Genomic DNA, 16,111 nt, shown 5'->3' on the forward strand with positions numbered 1-16,111 from the left:
TTATATATAGGCGTATAGGGTATTTTAATACTAAGAGGTTGATGGTATGAACAATGTACTAATCGCAGACGATTCAAAGTTTATGAGGACATGGCTCAAAAATAAAATTGAACAACATGATTTTCAAGTCATAGCTGAAGCAAATAACGGACTAGAAGCCATTCTTTATTATAAACAATATCAACCTAACTTAGTGATTTTAGACATAACGATGGATAAAATCGATGGAATTACTGCTTTAACAAGAATTATCAAATCCGACCCAAATGCTAATATTATCATGTGTTCAGCAATAGGATCAAAAGACCTTATTCTTAAAGCCATTGACTTAGGTGCAACTGATTTTATAGTTAAACCATACTTTCACAACCTCATGAAAATTATTAACAAGTCTTTTGAAAACAAGAAAGCGAGTAATCATGTAGAGGGGTTGGTTTCTTATGTACCGCTTGACTAACGTTCAAGTAATCGACACCTATGTAAAAGCAATTGAGTTAAACCTTGAAAAGCTATTTATTTTACAATTAGAAGACGAGTTACGCCTAAGAGGAATCTCACCGAACACCATTAGATTATCAATTAGTTAATCAACAAAAAGAAAGCCTCATTCCATATAAGTTGACCCCAAAGAGTTAGATTTTTTGGTCTAAATTATTTCGGGGGGGTGGCTTAATATGCGAAATGAGGCTTATTTTAATCATATGACTAAGAACTCAATTGGCGATATAACCGATCAGCAATCACGGCAATTTCTTCACGTGTTACGGCTTCACCCAGACCAAAAGTACCATCAGGATAACCACTCATTATTCCTAATTCCTTCATTTGTTCAATTGAATCGATGGCCCAATGATTGTCTGGGACGTCTTTGTATACACTACCCATAACATCCCACCTATCATAATAGTATTGAACATCATTTAAAAATTCACTCCAGCTAACCCCATTTGGCTGTAACCAACTTTGAGGATCACTTCTACGAGATGGGTCCAAATAACTATGAGCGACAATGTGATCACTAGGTCTTAAATTATAATTCCGACAAAGATAAGCAAAATACCATACATAACGATCATAAGCCTGACTAAAACTTCCTGGGCGACACAATTCTACACCTATAGCCGCATCGTTAGCATCCTCACCAAACATTTCATTATCTCGTGTTACTTGATACTGAACATGCCATGCTTTTTCATCCAATGGAATAATCTCTAAGATTTTACTATCATCAATAAATGTGTGGGCTGATGCTGAGGGTTGTTGGTTATTAAAATAGTTGAAGTGATCATCCGCATCCGCATTGTTGTTAGCTGTCTCATGCGCTACGATGAATTGAGGGATGGACGTAACTAGCTTTTGTCCTGAGCGTGCATTACCTCTTCTAATATAACGTCTTTGAATCGTATATTTATTATTGACAGGCACAAGTATCCCTCCTTTATAGGGCCTTCACCAATACTCTATTAAAATTACTACCTTTCGTCACAACCAATACCTAGTTTTATGGTCAAAATAATTTCGTCTTATTTTGATTTATGCTCGTATTAGAATAAAAATGAACACACTTTCAAAAACTATTGTAAACAATAGGAGGTGGTCGACTTGCGTGATGCATACTTTGTTGTGTTATTGGTCTTTTCTATTCTAATTCTTTTAGCTACTGCTGTTTTTAACAGCTTAGTACTATCACAAATTAATCAACAATCAAAAACAAGTAGTAAAACAGGTCAACAGGGCAATTCTTAATTAATAATCATTGTACTATACAAAAATTCAGACAACAACATTTGACTTACGATACCAAATAGGTGTATTAATATACTATGCTACCCTCATATCATTTAATAAAATGGACGAATAAATATGGACGTACTTTGAGGATAATGGATACATATCAAGCCATTAAAATCAAAGAAGTACAGTTGTTGAAAAGATAGTTTCTAAGTAATCCTAGAGATAGAAATAAGATATGAGAGGTAGCTTTTTTTGGCTCTTCGCTAAAAATAATGAAATTGGTCTAAAAATGGTATAGTAGTTTCCAGTAAATCTATGAAAACCGGGCAAGGGAACAGGTTCGATTGCTTCACTCCATAATCACCACCTGATACATGCTCTTCATTCCCCGCCCTGATAAATGTATGATTCTTGAAAGAGTGGATAAACTAAAAGTGGGCAAGGGAACGGGTTCTGTTGCGAGCGATACATGACTCCATACTGATACCTGTTCTTTTTTTATGATGTTGAAAAATCCAGTTTACCAGCAAGTAAGTAAACCATCGCCACAATATTTTTGTCGGATCGATAGTCACGGGCTTTCCTTTTGGTAGCTTGAAACAAACTATTGATGCCTTCTAGGATGCCATTGTTAAGTCTAGATTGAAACCATTGAACGACACCATTATAATGTCGACGTAATGTTTTGGCTAATTCAACCATGGGTTCTAACCGACAACGTAACCCCTATTGAATCCAATCCTCCAGCACCATTGGTGCGATTTGAGCAGGATACTGGTAAATCTCTTGAAGACATAGACGCATGCGATAAGCTTTTGTCGTATCCAGTTCAGTATCTTTTAGTTTATCAAGCATAGCTTTTTGATTCTTTGTTAGATTTTCTTCATTTTTAAGCCAGACATATCGAGTATTTTTTAACTCCGCACAGCTTTTTCTTTCATTGCGCCGTACGGCATCGACAGCTTTGTTAGCCTCTTGAATCACGTGGAACTTATCGAATGTAATGGAAGCCTCAGGAAAGTGCTCTGAAGCCCCTTTGATAAAAGCGGGAGACATGTCCATACAGACTTCGGTTATACGGTCTGCCTTCCCACCTTGCGCCTCAAGGCGCTCTTTACATGTCTCCCAAACACTTGCATCTTTTCCTTTGGTTACGTGAATAACATTCTTTTTATCCGAGTCAACAAAAATGGTAATATAATTGTGTCCACGTTTGGACGATGTTTCATCTGTGTTTATATGAGTAACATGGGATAAATCTTGGGTAGCAATAGCATTATCAACGTAATAGTGAAGAATTCGCCATAAGCGTGTGTCGTGTTCATTTACTAAACGACTTACCGCGCTCATGGGCATATCCTTGACTAACATCATAATCCATGCATCAAATAACTTCGTGAAGCCCGCTCGGGGCTTAATAGCCCAAGGAATATCAACTCGATGTTTTTTTCTGCACTTCTTACATTCCGTTCTTGGGTGTTCAGCGTGAATGTAACAAGGATACTCTAAAAAGTTTAAATGTCTCCACTGTCGATCATAATCAGCAATATCAAAGATCCGCTGGTTTTTTCTACCGCAGTTAGAACAAGTCATCGTAGCTTCTTTACGAACTTTCAAATAAACATCTAGTTGCTTTTTATTTTCATCAAAAAGGTATCGACTAATGTACCATGGCTCTGGAATGTGAAATACATTTTTAGATCCTTAATTTCTACTAACATATGAAAACCACCTATCAATTTAATTTGGTAGTTTCCAGTATTGCCAAGTTAAATCATTTTAATCGGCGAAGAAGCATAAAAAAATCTAATCAACATCTGTTAGACTTACTTTAATAACATCGTTATCTTTAGAGAACTTCACTATTGCTAACTCCATCGTAATTGTTTCTTCTGTTACCTTACTTCCAATTTCACCTAAATTGTGTATATATTCGTCAACATCTTGAATTTCTTCTTAATTCGATATAAAAAACTAAAGAAATTGAGTGAAAATAATTAAATAATGAGTTTATTTTTTGAGTAATTTAGATTCGAAGTACGTTGAAAACAATGAATTTTAACTAAAAATAAAGAGCACATCATTAAATGAATATTGCCATACAAAAAGTACAATCTTGTCAGATTTCAGGTACACTTAGGACATGAAATAGGGACACCTGTGACACCTAATGATACACCTAAGTATTTCCATTTATATACTTATAAACTAGAAGCGAAATAACGTAGACTAAATAAACTAGAGAGAAGTGCACTTTATTTGGAGTGGCGAGTGTGATAGCCTTGGCTGGCTATGCCAAGGTTAATAAAAGCTGGCTGCTTGGCTAGAGAATTATAACCGCAGAGGCTCCAAGTAAAGCGACAATATGGCAACTGTATCTTCATTTCAAACCGTTTTTAAGGGCGTGTCCCTCTAATGGCATTACTGTCCCTAAAACATGGCAAACATGTCTCTTTTCGTTGGTAATATACATTAAAATTACATTCTATAAATATTAATATATCCGAACAATATCTATAGGGATTTTTGACAAAACCATATACACGACATCAAATCTATTAAACTCTAGTCTTATATTCTCCTACCACGTCTCTTATGTTAGGATCGATTTCATCTTTTAATTCCAAACGATCATAAAATATAGAAAATTCTAATTATTGCTTCAATTATTTTATTAACTATATTAAACTAATATATGTGGGGATGAGGAAGAAAATGGTTGTTTATAATTAAATTATGAATGGATGCGATACTATTAATAAGTTAAAATTCATGTTTACAGTAATGTTATTTGGTTCCTTATTTTTTAATATTCATCATAATCAAGCAAATGCACAATCAGATTTAGTTCAGGATGAGAATGAGGAAATAGTTTACAGTGAAGTCTACCTAATATATCCGGAAGATGAGAATATTCCAAATAATATTGAATCAAAAGAATTTATTGAAAACAACAAAGAATTGGTTTTAAAGGGCACAGATGAATTACGTAATGAATTACGTAATGAATTAATTAAAAGTGAGGATTCTGAAATTGAGGATTTACCAAGTGGGCACGCTACTTTAACTTGTAATTTGGACTCAAATGATTTAGTCTGCGATTGGACGTCAATACTTTATTCTGATTATATTACATACGTTAATCAGAAACTGGATTATTATAGTAATGGATATTGGATACATGAGGATCAATTCAACTATCCCAATCCACTTGCTACTAGATCTGTTAGTGATCAAGGAGAGGTAAAAAATGCTATAAGTGGTGAGTGGAGAATGCATTTAAACGGATCTGTTACAGGAAGGTATGCAGTCTATCAACTCCACAGTTACTCAAAATATATTGATGTTCCTTAAATTAAATAGCTTTTAATATAAGAATCTTACTTATCCCCACATCCAATTTTATTTTTATTATATTCCTATTTACGTTGTATATATACGGATTGAATATTTAGTTAATCTAAAAAAAGGAAAAACCTTACCAATGGCGACACCGTCCGTTTGGTAAATATGCATATGGACTTCTGCGATTAATGACAATTATAAAAATAGTTGATTACCACGTTTTTCACTAAAAATAAATCGATTTCCCGGCAACAATAATTAACACTGAATTTCACCGGGACAAGTCAAATGCAACGTTAGGGATTATATACCAAAAAAGGGTGATTATCATGTATCCATGGCTTATTCCAGTGAAGAAACACTATGAAAATAATGAGGACCTTATCGCAGAAGTTAGTATTGAAAGGATAACAGCTAGAGATTATAGAGAAATACTAACTCCAGCATGCCAATTTTTTTCATATTCTTCTTACGTTCTTCAAACCGAAGTTTATGTCTCTATTCCAACACCCAGTAGAGAAGCTGAAAGCTTAGTCTTAGAACAATTAGCACCTCACTATAAAAAGATCATGAAAGAGAGCATAGGGAATAAAACTTATCGATATAACTTGATTGGTTTAAAACCTAAAACTCTAACTCTTTTTAGGTATTATGAAACTTCAGGAAAATTATATTCTATTGTACCAGATATGGTTAAAAGTAATTCTATAATTCAATTCGATGAAAAGTACTTTAAAAATGCAGATATCAGAGAATATTCTATAGATATAAGTCAGCTGAAACCTTTAAAGATAGCTGGCACTGAAAGTTTATACCAATTCTTGAAACAAACATTTTTTGCAAGTGAAGGAGTCATACGTATGCAGCCTGTAGGTTGGAAATTAAAAAGTGATTTAATCGAATCACCTTCTCTAAGAAGTTTGAGTACCTATGCTTCTAAGATTCATATAACTGTTAATTTATATAATAGAGATATTTTAGGAGTTGATATTTTTAGTTAATTACTTAGAAAAAAAGCATATTACTTACGAAAAGAGAAAGTGGTGTCATTTTTTTAGGGACATTAACGTCGTTTCTGGGACACACAAAAAACCGAATTGGAATAGAGATAGAGTAGCCAAGGGTTTGTCAAATAAAGTGTGTAAGTAGTAACGTTTAGATGAACTTCTCCGTATTTATAGCAGTCAATTGTATATTAGGATAAGAACTCCTGACTCGATGCTAAAGCCAGCCACAGCTTTGCTGCTTGCCATTGACCATAGCGCCCGATTCTAAGTATTCGGACGGTGTGGTCCCCACCGTCCGAATACTTAGAATCGATTTGTCCGTGTTATCATTTGTTGCAGGGAACCCTTCAGGCTTTATTTTTTGGCTTACCTGCATGAATACCACAACACGGACAAAAGCGAAGGTCAATGGTGGCGTTCGTGATACGAGTTCTATTGAGGCCATACACCTTTCTAATCGCTAGCTATACTTAAGTACTTTATCTTCAAACCCTTCATGTACAAGTAGCTGATTCCGGACTAAGGACCAATTTTGAATAAAGCCTCCGTCCCATTTAGCTTCTAATTCCTTTACGCGTAAAAATAATACTTTTAAAAGAGCTGTCTCGTCAGGAAATGCTCCTTTTTGTGTTACTTTTCTAAAGCTGGAATGAATGGCTTCAACCGCATTCGTGGTATACATGATCTTACGTATAGCACTACCATAATCAAATAACTGTTCAACGTGATGAAAATGCTTCGTCCACACATTAATGGCGCCAGGGTATGCCGACCATGTTTGTTTAAATGTCTCAAATGCGCTTTGACATGCCTTAAGGTTTTGGGCACCATACACTTTTTTCAGTGAGGCTGTAAAAGCCTTATAGTCCTTACTTGGCACATATTTGATCGAATTACGAATCAAATGGACAATACATCGCTGAGCAGTGACATTTGGGTAAATCGCACGAGCACCTTCCTCTAATCCACTGACACCATCCATGGAAATGAAGAAAATGTCCTCGACGCCTCTTGCCTTAATCTCATCAAAAATTTGCATCCATTTGTGCTTACTTTCTGTTTCATTTAACCACAAGCCAAGAATCTCTTTTTTCCTTCCATGTTATAACCTAGAATGGTGTATATGGTATACTTCTTAGTTTCATAGTTATTCCGAATAGTTGTAAACATACAGTCAACAAAAAGGAAGGGATAGCAGTTACTTAACGGACGAGATTGCCACTCCTCTAATTCCGTAATTACTGTATCTGTGATATCCGAAATCATATCATGGGAAACTGAAAAACCATAAATATCCTCAATAGTAGATGAAATGTCACGTTGTGACATGCCTTTGGCATACATGGAAATCACTTTATCTTCAATGGCCGAAACGTCTTTTTGACGCTTAGGAATGAGTTGTGGATCAAATGATCCATCACGATCACGAGGGGTAGCTATTTTCACTTCTCCAGAGGTCGTGTGTAACGTTTTTTTACCAAATCCATTTCTTCTATTTAGCGATTCTTTTTCACCTTTATCATTCGATTCATAGCCAAGATGATAATTCATTTCACCTTTTAACATCGCTTCAAACATTGGTCCAAAAATGTCTTTTAGAGCATTCTGCATCTCTTCTACAGATTTCGGTTGGTACTCTTCGATAATTTTATTAGCTAAGTTGACTGATTTCGGATCACGCTTAATTTTCGTCATTAGAATTCCTCCCAATTTCAAATATAATCAGTCTAGGTAAATAAAAAAATCTAAACCGGTAAGTAGAAGCCGTACGCTCTTCTACTTACACAGTTTAGATTACACTCTCAAGAAATTGGACATCTTGTGAAATGGCGTCCCAGGCAGGATTCGAACCTGCGACCCACAGCTTAGAAGGCTGTTGCCGAACCATGTTCATACGGCTTAATCAAGTTCCTACCTAATATTTAAAGGTGTTTCTACAAATCAGTAAAAATCTTATTTTACCGTTTAAGATTTAAAAATGTCAATAACTTTCTAATTCTTGTTTAATATCATTATTTATTGAATCAATTATCTGGGTGATTTCGGATAGTACTTCCTCAGAGGTTGTACCCATAATACCCAATCCTTTTTCCCCATAAAAAATTGAATATAATTTATTATTATGATCTTTTATAATAGTCGAAATTTTATAAATTATATACTCGTCATTTATACTACCTTTTATAATTTTATTTAATAAATTCTCAATTTTCCATATTTTATCTTCATATATCTGTGAATGTCTTTCTTCCATCGGCCAAACATAACTTATATTTTTTCCATTCGAATTTAAACTACTTATATCTTTTTCAATTGCATTAAAAAATAATCTATTTTCTGTTTCATTAAAATCATTATTATATAAATCTAAAGTGCCTGAAATGCTATCTAAATCATTATGAAATTTTAACAAAAAATCATATAGTAAACGTTCTTGTTTAGTTATCTCCTCATTATTGTCTCCCTGATTTATTTTTGTTTGATATAAAAATACAATACCTAGTAATATTACTATTATTAGAATTATTTTTAATAAAATTTTCACGTTTACACTCCTCTGATTCATTATGTAAAAAGATATCAAATTAATTACTATAAACCTCTACTTTACGTATATTAATTTTATAACCCTACCATTAAAAAATAAAGTGCTCTTTAGTAATATTTACTAAAGAGCACCCAATAATATTAATCTGTTACAGGCACATCATAATAAAAATTATTAACACCATTATGGTATGCATAAACCCAATCATAGCCATCATACGCATAAGAATGATATAATAAGTCGGATTCAACATGAATTCTTAAGTTGCTATCAATCTCTGCTTTAGCAGTATCAACTTCATATCTTGCTCCAAACCCTCTATCAGTCTCTTCATAAGGGCTTCCATCGTCAATATAAAAAAGATTAGTAAAACTATAACTTAAATTTTCTGTTCCTGTGCCGTCTATTGATACTCCATCAGTTGTTACTGGTATTGAAATAATACCTAATTCTTTAATATAAAACGGAATATTGAATGTTTCTTCATTATCATCTTCTGGGCTAACTGTATCAAATGCAGCAGCGTCATAGGTAGATAATTCTAAGTCATATTCTCTTACAAGAGTATGATCCACAATATATCCTTTATTTTCCCAATATTCATTTACTTTATCAGTTTTAGTTGTACTTCTCAAAGAATGATAATCTGATTGGCCTTTTCCAATTTCCGACGGTCCTTCTACAACAGTACGTTGATAAAATCCATTAAAATCTCTCAATTCATTATAATAATCATTCATTGCATCATAATTAGTGTTTTTTGTCACTTTTGGAGATGATCCATCAAATATATAAGTTTCACCATTCTTCAATTCAATATGTTCTGATGACTTGTAAGTTTCAATATTAATAACTGCATCAAATTTTTCGGTAGTTTTATCTAGATAAAGCATTGCATTGAAGGTCTTATTTGATGAAGAATTAACAGTCCCTTTATAAGTATATTTTTCTCCATTATTAGAAGAAACTAATTTGCCTACCAACTTGATAATTTCTTCGTTTTCAGTTGTAATTTCACCCATAAAAGACTCACCAGCTTTAAACTTACCAGTAACCGCTTCTCCTTCTTTTAAAACCGTAGTTTCAGAATCAATAAAATTCATAGTTGAGCTTGCCTTGATTCCTTCTTTTTTAACATTAATTTTTGATTCAGCACTGATGTTTAAAGAGAGAGCTATTATCATTACAAGCAAAAACCCAAATAAGATTATACGACCAATTTTCATAATAAACGTACCTCCTATAAATTTCAAGTTTACAAAGTAGTGATGTTAATAATAGAAATTTTCACCTCCTTTTTCCAATATAATAACCATAAATTATAATATTTAACAATCTCATTCTCAGCCAATTACATACAATTTTGAAAACTTATGATGATATTATCTCCAAATATCTCCAAATATCTAAAATAATATAAACATTGGAATATTTTATAAAAAATAACATACACCTAAATCTGTGGTAGCTGTTATATATTTTGGTTTTTCCTCTAAAGTTCGAAAATTTGATCCTTAGGGATCATAACTTACTCGAAAGTACATCGAATCTATTATTTTTTTTACAGTTTTTTGGGTTCATTAAATAAGCATGTAACACTGGAAATTAATACAAGTTGGTACTTTTGGGATGGATTATACGAGTTACGTTAAAAATGATGTATAAATTGTTGGAAACCACGAGGTGTAGTTCCCAAACTTTAGATAAAGTTTTCGAGCATGCTTAACCATTTTGGGTGCTAACGTACTCGGGGTCTAGATTACCATTTTTCCTACACCGGAACACTCTCTTCTTGACAGGTTCATCATCTGATTTTATGCTTTCTTGACCTATGATGCGGAGCGTCCTTCATGGGACACGCCTCCTTCTATGATGAGATATGTGATCGGAAAACCAACTTTAGTCTTACCATGAAGAGAGGCATTTTTTAACCAACGCTAAAAGCTACCCCTAGCATAGCGAGGCCACTGAAAAACTGTTAGTTTTTTAATAGATTTAATTGTAGTTTAATAAAAAATAGCTGATTTCGGAAAATTAAATCCGAAATCAGCTATTTTTTATATAGGTTTACGAGTTTCTGTTGTTCTATATTTCTTTAGTTTTAGAATTCGTTTTATATTAGCGGTAAATATTGCCATTGCTCCTTGTAAATGCATGCCTTCAAGACCCGAGGTCAAGGCAACCTCATATCCGTGTCTGTGCTTCAATTCATTATTTTTTGCTTCAATTTTGTAGCGTTCTTTAGCTTTTTCTTTAAATTCATCACTATTTTGAAAGGTTAATTGTTCGTTATGTTCTTTCGACTTAATACTTACGGAATAGGATTTCGTTTTTGCTCCTGGAGTATAGCAACCATCTCTTAAAGGACATCTCTTCCATTTCTCAACATCAAAATAGTAAGTTATAGTCTGGTTCTTGCTTTGATCTTTTTTTGCCCTGCTTGGATTTTCGAATAGCCATGTGTCCTGCTGGACACACATACATTCCAGCATCTTTGATGTATTCAAATTCATCCCCTTGACGGTTGCCATTAGAAATAATGGAATGTAATTTTGAGACTAATTTCAAATTATTCTTCGAAGCATACTTCAAGTTTTCTTTCAGAATACGCAGTATCACCAATAATGTCCTCAACTTCTATTCCACATGCTTGACTCTTTTGAATTAATGTATTTAGTTGTTTTCCATCATTTTTTTCACCAGTGCTGCGGTAATAATACGTTCTTCACTCATTGCCAAGTGAGTCTTGAAACCAAAAAATGAGGAATCAGAAGATTTATGACCAACTCAAGCATTAGGATCATTAGATTCTTGGAGAAATTCAATATCATCTTCAACCGTTTCTTTTAAAAGATTCAATGGCTCTTTTATTTTTGGATACTTTTTTAATGTTGGTTCTTGATCAATTACTTTGATAAGTTCTTGAGTATAATTAATTTCAGCCTCAATTGTATCGGATTGGGGTTTTTTTGGGAACTTTTCTTTCATTGATTCATCGATCTTATAAATTTCATTACGAACATTTTTCGATCGATACGTAGTATTTCTTGAGGCTTCAATTGGTTGTATCTAGCTTTTGTATGCGTCGCGTCGACAATAATTGATTTAGCTTGGATAATATCATGTTCATTAGCTGTCCTGACCGTTTTCCAATCAAAAGATCAAGAAGATTCTCGTCTTTTAATCGCCTACGTCGAAAGTGGGTCAATAAACTTGGATCAATAACATCATCTTCTGGTTCCATTTCAAGAAAGTACTTAAAAGACATATCAACACGTGCACGATTAATCAGATCTACATCAGATAGATTATATATTAAGATATTTAAACATACGAATAAGATGGACGGTGTTCCGTCCATTGTCGTGACAATATTTATCCTTCAATTCATCATAAACAAATGAAAAATCGACCAAATCATTGATTTGTCTAAGATGGTCTTCTGGAATAAGGGCATCATATAATCCCAAGTAATCACTAAGGTTTAACGAAAGTTGACGTTCAATCATCCAATCCCTCACTTTTATGTACTACCTTTATTGCAAAGGAAATCAGTCCATCTTTTTCCTAAAAAATGGTAAAAGATGGACTGATATTTTAAAATATTGGACTTTTTCAGTGACCTCAACATAGCCAGGGGTTTTCTAACACATTAAAAAAAGCTCAATCCCTTGTGATTAAAGGGATTGAGCATGTTAAAGTAATGGCGTCCCAGGCAGGATTCGAACCTGCGACCCACAGCTTAGAAGGCTGTTGCTCTATCCTGCTGAGCTACTGGGACAATATAAATAAAAACAAATTATTTAGTTGTATATAACCCAATGTCGTCTTATCCTGTCTCTTCCTTTTCTAGCAAATCCTATGAAGGTTCATGCGTCGAGATAACTCGTAGCATTTCGGCAGATGCACTGCTCGTTGCTGAGCAGCTACTGGAGCAAATAATTAAGACCAACAACTTAGAAGGCTGTTGCTCATAAATTTAGGCAAAAAATGGAGCGGGTGATGGGAATCGAACCCACGACATCAGCTTGGAAGGCTGAGGTTTTACCACTAAACTACACCCGCATTTTATATATATTTTACATAAAGATTCACAACACGCAGCTTGCGACTTTCCCACTATGCCCCTGCATCTTCTAGTTTATTCATGGATGTAAATTCTTCGGGGCAACTCGTAGCTTACTCGGTGGAAGTTTCGCTCGTCACTACACCCGCATTTTAATATAATTTATACACAAGGATTTGCAACACGCAGCTTGTGACTTTTCACTATGCCCCTGCATCTTCTAGTTTATTCATGGTTGTGAATTCTTCGGGCAACTCGTCGCTTATTCGATGGAAGTTTCGCTCGTCACTAAACCCGCATGTAAATCTCAATTATTTAAGAACTTGTATTTAATACCATAACATATATCACAGTGTCTTTCGAAGGTTATGTATGAAACCTTCCTTTTGTTGCGGACAAGAATCATTATATAAAAATAACCCTGTCTATGTCAACACATGTTTGGTATTTTTTTTAGAAACCAGGGAATAAATCCCTGGCCAATCTTTTATAATAATGGTTTAATCTTTTTCAACATCGCATCAAGTGCATGTTTCCGATGACTTATTTTATTTTTGACAGTAGATCCTAACTGAGCCATCGTCTGTTCATAACCATTAGGAATAAATACGGGATCATAACCAAATCCTTCTGAACCTCTTGGCTCATCCGTTATTCGGCCTTCACAACGGCCTTCTGCCACGATTGTTTCTTCGTCAGGCCTGGCAAAAGCAATAACAGAAACAAATGCCGCATCTCGCTGTTCAACACCTTCTAGATTTTTTAAAAGTTTTTCCAGGTTTTGATCATCATTTTTCTCTAAACCAGCATAGCGCGCAGAATAAATGCCTGGTTCACCATTTAAAGCTTCAACCGTTAAGCCAGAATCATCAGCCATAACTGGAATTTGATACGTTTTCGCATACGTATCAGCTTTTAACCGTGCATTCTCCTCAAAAGTTTTACCTGTTTCTTCGACATCTTCAACATCATTAAAAGTATCCATTAGACTTACCATTTTAATGTCGAGTGACTGAAACATCTCTTGAAATTCTCTAATTTTACCTTGATTTGTGGTTGCGACATAGATTTGGTCCACGTTTTATTCTCCTTTATTTTCTCCAATCAAATTGGCACGATTTCCTAAAGCGTCTTTTTGAATATCAAATAGCTCATTAATCCCTTTTTGTGCTAACTGAATTAATTCATTTAATTGGTTAGGTGAGAAAGTCGCTTCTTCACCTGTACCTTGTAGTTCAACAAACTCATTTTCATCGGTCATAACAACGTTCATGTCGACTGCTGCTGTAGAGTCCTCTTCATAGTATAAATCCAAAATCGCCTCACCATTTTCAGCAATTCCAACTGATGTAGCTGCTAAGAAATGATTAATTGGCATCTCATTGATTTTTTCCTCATCAATTAATTGGCTACAAGCTAAAACAACAGCAACAAATGCGCCCGTTATCGAAGCTGTCCTCGTTCCACCATCAGCTTGAATAACATCGCAGTCAACCCAGATCGTGCGTTCACCGATTTTATCTAAATCAATGACAGCTCTTAGGGCTCTGCCAATTAAACGCTGAATCTCCATAGTGCGGCCGGAAATTTTACCTTTAGATGATTCGCGTATGTTTCGTTTCTCTGTAGCACGTGGAAGCATCGCATATTCTGCTGTAATCCAGCCTTTCCCTTGACCTCGCATAAATGGGGGTACACGATCTTCTACACTGGCATTACAAATGACCTTCGTATCGCCTACAGTAATAAAAACTGATCCCTCAGGGTGTTTCGTATAATTTGTGATGATTTCTACATTTCTTAATTGATCGGCTTGTCGGCCGTCATTACGCATACAATGCCCTCCTAAAATAAAAAAATATAAGTGCTTAAAATAGTTTTAACGCTTTCTTATTTTCTAAACAAAAGACCCCATAAATCAAGAAAAAATTCGCCTGTCATTAAGTTATATGGCGAATCATAGCGGTCATATTATGTATCTGAAAAACTTATACCTTAAGCAAAATGGTATAAGCTTCTCTATCTAGGTTAAAGAAACCTGTTTTAACGTCGCGCTTTTGAGTTGAAAAATTTCTTCTTTCAGTCGTTGGAATACTTGTAAACTGCCTGTTGTAAAAATCAAAGGCTCTTGGTTTTCCTGTTGATTAGTATTAAATAATTCATAAAACGTCAATACCGTACTAACCTCAAATCCTGTCTCTACTGCTGATGATAAAACCGTTACATTCTCACCGATCACTTCTTCAATCAAAGGTTGAATAATAGGATAATGCGTACAACCTAATATAAGTGTATCAATTCTAGGATGATGATTCATAAACTGTAGACTACCCTCAACTATACGTTTGGCATTCAAGCTTACAAAATCACCGTTCTCAATCATTGGAACAAAATTAGGGCACGCTACCCCTAATGTGTTAATATGTGGCTTAATCCGTTTAAGCGCACGCTCATAGGCTTCACTTTGAATAGTATTTTCTGTTCCAATGATACCCACTTGATTGGTTTGTGTTGCTTTAATAGCCGCACGTGCTCCGGATTCAATCACGCCTATTACTGGTATCGGTAGATTGTCTTTTAGTTGTTCTAAAACAAGGGCTGTCGCTGTATTACAAGCAATCACGAGCATTTTAATCTCAAACTTCATTAAGTAATGTACCATTTCCCATGTATACTGCTGTACGTCAATTTCTTCCTTAGGGCCATATGGGCACCTTAAGGTGTCTCCTAAATAAATGAATTTCTCTGTAGGCAATTGGCGATTTAATTCGTGTAAAACTGTTAATCCACCAACCCCCGAATCTATAACTCCAATAGGACGATTCAATTTTATTCACCTTCATCTTGCTGTTTTGATTTTTCTTCATGTACTCGCATCTCATTAAACATTCTAGACATTAAATGATGAAGCGATTGTATTTCCTCCGAAGAAAACGATTCTAATACCTCTTGTACATATACTTGACGTTTTTCGATTACTTCTTTGATAATTTCATTGCCTTTTTGTAATAAATGTATTCGAACAACTCGACGATCCTTTGGGTCTCTGACGCGTTCAATTAACTCGTTGTTTTCCATTCGATCTACAAGGTCAGTCGTTGTACTAAAAGCAAAGTACATCTTTTTAGACAGTTCACCAATCGTTAAATCACCGGAATCTAGTAACCATTGAAGGGCGATAAACTGTGGTGGGGTGATTGGATAATGGTCTAAAATTTCACGACCTCGTTGTTTAATTATATGGGATATGTAACGAATACTTTTCTCTAGTTCCTTGATGGTTTTATCATTTATTGTAGAGTCCACAGGGTCTCCTCCTCGAAAATAATATCTATATATAATATTTTCAAGCTTTTTTAAGAAAATTTCAAGTTAAGTTCTTGATTAGGCTTGTTATTTAGAATTAAAAAG

13 protein-coding genes, 2 tRNA genes and 4 pseudogenes are annotated in these 16,111 nt (G+C 34.5%); 5 read left to right on the forward strand and 14 right to left on the reverse strand.

Features of this window, described 5'->3' with window-relative positions:
• Positions 1–46 precede the first annotated feature (46 nt).
• Positions 47–457, forward strand: a complete 411-nt coding sequence (locus tag BLP77_RS06150) for a response regulator (protein ID WP_093856243.1) — start codon at positions 47–49, stop codon at positions 455–457.
• On the forward strand, positions 441–587 hold the full coding sequence (gene sda, locus BLP77_RS15605; protein ID WP_143001404.1) for a sporulation histidine kinase inhibitor Sda: 147 nt from the start codon (positions 441–443) through the stop codon (positions 585–587). Before BLP77_RS06150 ends, sda begins: the two co-directional genes overlap by 17 nt.
• Before the next feature lie 118 nt (positions 588–705).
• Here sda and BLP77_RS16005 read toward each other — a convergent pair whose 3' ends face one another.
• Entirely contained in the window at positions 706–885 is a 180-nt protein-coding gene (locus BLP77_RS16005; RefSeq protein WP_261753389.1) for an S-layer homology domain-containing protein, read from the reverse strand.
• 15 nt (positions 886–900) lie between these two features.
• Positions 901–1,425: pseudogene (locus BLP77_RS06155) on the reverse strand (peptidoglycan recognition protein family protein); the annotation flags it as partial.
• A gap of 177 nt (positions 1,426–1,602) precedes the next feature.
• On the opposite strand from BLP77_RS06155, the gene BLP77_RS15795 reads away from it, so the two are divergent.
• Positions 1,603–1,746 carry a hypothetical protein gene (locus BLP77_RS15795; protein WP_176752977.1) on the forward strand — a complete coding sequence of 48 codons (144 nt, stop codon included), beginning with the start codon at positions 1,603–1,605 and terminating at the stop codon, positions 1,744–1,746.
• Positions 1,747–2,232: 486 nt separating this feature from the next.
• Here BLP77_RS15795 and BLP77_RS06160 read toward each other — a convergent pair.
• Positions 2,233–3,327: pseudogene (locus BLP77_RS06160) on the reverse strand (ISL3 family transposase).
• A 1,179-nt stretch (positions 3,328–4,506) separates the two neighbouring features.
• Here BLP77_RS06160 and BLP77_RS06165 point away from each other — a divergent pair.
• Together BLP77_RS06165 and BLP77_RS06170 are read left to right on the forward strand one after the other, a co-directional pair.
• On the forward strand, positions 4,507–5,088 hold the full coding sequence (locus tag BLP77_RS06165) for a hypothetical protein (protein WP_143001405.1): 582 nt from the start codon (positions 4,507–4,509) through the stop codon (positions 5,086–5,088).
• 320 nt (positions 5,089–5,408) lie between these two features.
• Positions 5,409–6,080 (forward strand): hypothetical protein, encoded by a 672-nt coding sequence (locus BLP77_RS06170; RefSeq protein WP_093856246.1) that lies wholly within the window; start codon positions 5,409–5,411, stop codon positions 6,078–6,080.
• A 220-nt stretch (positions 6,081–6,300) separates the two neighbouring features.
• Here BLP77_RS06170 and BLP77_RS06175 read toward each other — a convergent pair whose 3' ends face one another.
• The 11 genes and pseudogenes from BLP77_RS06175 to BLP77_RS06225 all read right to left on the reverse strand — a co-directional run bounded on the left by BLP77_RS06175 (position 6,301) and on the right by BLP77_RS06225 (position 16,006).
• The gene (locus BLP77_RS06175; protein ID WP_093856247.1) at positions 6,301–6,531 is read right to left on the reverse strand and encodes a hypothetical protein; all 231 of its coding nucleotides are present in this window, start codon (positions 6,529–6,531) and stop codon (positions 6,301–6,303) included.
• A 15-nt stretch (positions 6,532–6,546) separates the two neighbouring features.
• Positions 6,547–7,781 (reverse strand): annotated as a pseudogene (locus BLP77_RS06180) (IS256 family transposase).
• 286 nt (positions 7,782–8,067) lie between these two features.
• Positions 8,068–8,631, reverse strand: coding sequence for a hypothetical protein (locus BLP77_RS06185; protein ID WP_093856248.1), 564 nt, complete (start codon positions 8,629–8,631; stop codon positions 8,068–8,070).
• Positions 8,632–8,774: 143 nt separating this feature from the next.
• Positions 8,775–9,860 carry a hypothetical protein gene (locus BLP77_RS06190; RefSeq protein WP_093856249.1) on the reverse strand — a complete coding sequence of 362 codons (1,086 nt, stop codon included), beginning with the start codon at positions 9,858–9,860 and terminating at the stop codon, positions 8,775–8,777.
• A gap of 831 nt (positions 9,861–10,691) precedes the next feature.
• Positions 10,692–12,143, reverse strand: a pseudogene (locus BLP77_RS06195) (IS1182 family transposase).
• Between the two features lie 195 nt (positions 12,144–12,338).
• Positions 12,339–12,415, reverse strand: a tRNA-Arg gene (locus tag BLP77_RS06200).
• Positions 12,416–12,625: 210 nt separating this feature from the next.
• Positions 12,626–12,699, reverse strand: a tRNA-Gly gene (locus BLP77_RS06205).
• Between the two features lie 488 nt (positions 12,700–13,187).
• The gene (locus tag BLP77_RS06210; protein WP_093856250.1) at positions 13,188–13,778 is read right to left on the reverse strand and encodes an XTP/dITP diphosphatase; all 591 of its coding nucleotides are present in this window, start codon (positions 13,776–13,778) and stop codon (positions 13,188–13,190) included.
• Positions 13,779–13,781: 3 nt separating this feature from the next.
• Positions 13,782–14,534, reverse strand: a complete 753-nt coding sequence (rph, locus tag BLP77_RS06215; RefSeq protein ID WP_093856251.1) for a ribonuclease PH — start codon at positions 14,532–14,534, stop codon at positions 13,782–13,784.
• Between the two features lie 189 nt (positions 14,535–14,723).
• Positions 14,724–15,527 carry a glutamate racemase gene (gene racE / locus BLP77_RS06220; RefSeq protein ID WP_093856252.1) on the reverse strand — a complete coding sequence of 268 codons (804 nt, stop codon included), beginning with the start codon at positions 15,525–15,527 and terminating at the stop codon, positions 14,724–14,726.
• A gap of 2 nt (positions 15,528–15,529) precedes the next feature.
• A complete protein-coding gene (locus tag BLP77_RS06225; protein ID WP_093856253.1) occupies positions 15,530–16,006 on the reverse strand; it encodes a MarR family winged helix-turn-helix transcriptional regulator in 477 nt (158 codons plus the stop codon).
• Positions 16,007–16,111 lie beyond the last annotated feature (105 nt).

This window comes from Tenuibacillus multivorans (assembly GCF_900103915.1).
Lineage (GTDB): Bacteria > Bacillota > Bacilli > Bacillales > Alkalibacillaceae > Tenuibacillus > Tenuibacillus multivorans.